This window comes from Deltaproteobacteria bacterium (assembly GCA_019309045.1).
GTDB lineage: Bacteria > Desulfobacterota > Syntrophobacteria > BM002 > BM002 > JAFDGZ01.
The window spans coordinates 1-3,314 of sequence record JAFDGZ010000169.1; the positions used below are offsets into that span (position 1 = coordinate 1).

Below are 3,314 nucleotides of genomic sequence, written 5' to 3' on the forward strand. Positions count from 1 at the left end.
AACTCTCTGTGCTCTCTGCTTGCCTAGGCATAGTTCCGCTATAGCGGAACGACGACTGGCGCCTCGAGCGAAAGCGGGTGGTGAATATGAAGGTCCGGTGCAAGGCTCAGGGCGGCCGGCTACGCCGGAGTTGTCAGTTATCAGTTATCGGTTATCAGGGTGTGAAGCAGAGGCAAAGCGTCGTATCCGCCATGGAGCTTGTTGCTTGACTATGGAAAAAGAACAGAAATCTTGAAAATCCTGTAAATCCTGTCGAAAAGGAACGGGCTCAGGGCACTCCGGGTTACTTGGGTTTGTTGGGTTGGGAAAAGCGGGCGCAAGGTGCAAGGCTCAAGGCATTCGGCGAGGATAGCGCGTAGCGCTGTACTATACCCTGATAACTGAGAACTGATAACTGATAACCCGGCGGAGCCGAAGGCGCAGCCGGTCAGCTTCCCTCAATTTCCTTGAGATATTGTTGTAGAATTTTGGCGTGCTTTTCGGGCAGTTCAGTAAATTTGACGCCCATGCCTTTTGGATAATTCTCTGCCTCCACCTGATTCACCCAGACCACATGACATCTCCCTTTGATCACCCCCCGCTTCTGGGGAAGAGAGATTTCTACCGAGAACTCTGACCCCACCTCGAAAGGCGCATCCGTTACAAGGTAGAGACCACCTGGGCCTAGATTGGCTATCAGGGCCTCCCGGAATGCTTCTTCTGTCTCGTATTGTGCTTTGAGAACCACGTCCAGACGGGGCCCTTTTCTGTGGTCGGCCATGGCACGGTCCTTTCAGATATTTGTTTATAACAAATTGTTATAATTGACTTTTTTGACGCTAGCACATTACAGCCAATGAGTCAACAAAAATATATTGACATCCAAGGCAAGAATACCATATATTGAGAAACTATAGAGACAGCCCTAATTAGTGTAATTTTGGCTTGTTGCGAGTCAAATCTGGAAGGTCATCATTAAGCCACTTTAGCCTACAGAACGTTGAGATCGACTTACTGAAAGCAGAAGAACGAGCGGGTACTTTAGCCGCAGCTATGATGGTGCAGCGAGAGCCACTCAAATGCCGCCTCGAGAGCAAAACAGCGGTCCTGCTTGTTGCTAGATTCTCAGGTGGCGCTTGGCAGTGCAAGGCCTGAAAACACCAGGTAGCATGGGCAAGTGTGCAGCTTCAGGCGCGCTTCGGTGTGAGTTACCAAGTATCCAGATTGAAGGAATCTGTCAGTCCACAAGCTTTGCCCATTGTTTTGCCTGGCACAGCTCAACGACTTGGTGTTCGAGTGTTCTACAGCTGTCACCTGGCGGCTTCCCAGTATTCAGCACCTGGGATGAGGATGCGGTGTGACAGTGGAGTTTCTTGTACTCCAGAAAATGCCCTTATTTTGGACAGAAGAAGCTCCGGGTCTGATTTTCTCGAGGACAACGAGCAGTATACGATAGTGCAGCTGCTTAACCTGGCTGCCAGAAAATATTGGACGTCACAGTTCTGGAATAATTTTTCTTGAACCTTGAAGAAGTGGACAAGGGTAGCATAAAAAAGATGGACATTTGCGATCAGCTTCTCATAGGGAAAAGCACAGCTATAAAGCAGACAAGAGAGCTTGTCAGACAGGTTGTAGACAGCGACCTGAACGTACTTATTTGTGGTGAGAGTGGAGTTGGCAAACAAGTTGTCGCTGAGGCCCTTCATTCAATGTCACTCCGAAGCCCATATCCTTTCATTATAGTCAACTGCGCCGCAATACCCGGTGAACTACTGGAGAGTGAGCTTTTCGGATACGAGAAGGGTGCATTTACCAATGCTTATACCACCAAGATCGGCAAATTTGAGCAGGCACACAGAGGAACCATCCTTCTTGATGAAATAGGTGACATGCCTTTGCATATGCAAGCAAAAATGCTCCAGGTACTGCAGGATTTTCGCTTTTCAAGGCTGGGGGGCAAGAAAGATATAGAAGTGAACTGCTGGCTCCTGGCGTCCACCAACCACGACCTCGAAAAGGATATCGAGGAAGGCCTTTTCCGGGAGGACCTCTACTACCGGCTGAATACTATAAGAATCTCGATTCCTCCGCTGAGGGAAAGACCTGTAGACATCGAACATCTCACCAGACATTTTGTCGAAAACTTCTATCTGGCGGAGTCGCGCTCAGGGTTTGAATTCACTGAGGAAGTAATGCAGTTTTTCCTCGATTATCCGTGGCCGGGGAATGTCAGGGAACTGCAAAATACGGTCAAGCGTTTGCTGGTGTTGGGTGATTGGGAGAATGTCAAGCGAGAGCTCCTGAAGAGAAAGATCCAACTGGAGGCTCGCCTTTATGCATCATCACGTGAATTAACTCCGGAGGGTGTGGGGCAAGGCGCGAACAATCATCGAGAATACGTTCCCCTGAAAGTAGTTCGCCGTCAGGCAATCCAACAGACTGAAAAGAAGGTCATACGGGCTGCTCTGGAAGATGCAGATTGGAATCGAAAAAAAGCTGCCAAGCTTCTCAAAATAAGTTACAAGGCGCTGCTTTACAAGATAAAGAACCTGGAATTGACTCCCAACAGGTAGGACCTGCGCCTGCCCTTATGATTCACAAATTGCCAGCCAGACTCCCTCAACGAATATAGGTGCGCTTCTGTCCTGGCCAAAAGCTCACAGTAGAAACAAGACCAGGTCTCGTCGAGCTTCTTCAAAGCGCTCAGTCCAGACCTCCTTGCCATGTGCCGCTCGAGTATAAGGTGTAGTCCTTCTGCAAACACTGCTCTACGGTCAGCACATGGCGAACTGATTCTCAAGGTCTTGCAATACCAATCAGGCAAGAAATCCCGATGAGGATATTTTGATAGCAATGTGGTACCTTTTTTCATAGTCGAGAGAAAGTTTTTTCCCTATTTTGCCCCAAAGCATCTCCTAACAGGTCATAGAAGTCTACTGTTTCATAAGACACGGTGTGGTCTCTTTCATCATCCTAATCACTAATATTAACTTGACATTGTCGGAATATCATGGAAACATAGTGGCAAGTTTCTTGTCTATCTCGATATTCAATCGGTGGTACCTGTGTGTTCCTACATCCCCTCATTGTGTTGAATTATTTGCCCTTAATTACTCAGGGGATGCCAACTTTGTGCATTTCTTGCCACAGGTTGGCACCAACTTTGCTGTCCTGATGTGGATAAGGCTGAAAGCGTGAGGAGGTAAGCAGCAGCCACCAGAAAGCAGAGTTTGGCAAATCTTCTGGCCTTGATGTTTTACCAATCACGGGTTGGGCAATTGCGACCACGACAATGGGCGGCTTGTGATTTGCCTGCGAATATTGCTTGGACAGGT

2 protein-coding genes are annotated in these 3,314 nt (G+C 48.2%); one reads left to right on the top strand and one right to left on the bottom strand.

Going from position 1 to position 3,314, the window contains the following annotated elements; translation table 11 throughout:
- Window positions 1-427: 427 nt before the first annotated feature.
- On the bottom strand, window positions 428-760 hold the full coding sequence (locus JRI89_17240; GenBank protein ID MBW2072976.1) for a TIGR02266 family protein: 333 nt from the start codon (window positions 758-760) through the stop codon (window positions 428-430).
- Between the two features lie 736 nt (window positions 761-1,496).
- On the opposite strand from JRI89_17240, the gene JRI89_17245 reads away from it, so the two are divergent.
- Window positions 1,497-2,552, top strand: a complete 1,056-nt coding sequence (locus JRI89_17245; protein MBW2072977.1) for a sigma-54-dependent Fis family transcriptional regulator — start codon at window positions 1,497-1,499, stop codon at window positions 2,550-2,552.
- Window positions 2,553-3,314: the final 762 nt, after the last annotated feature.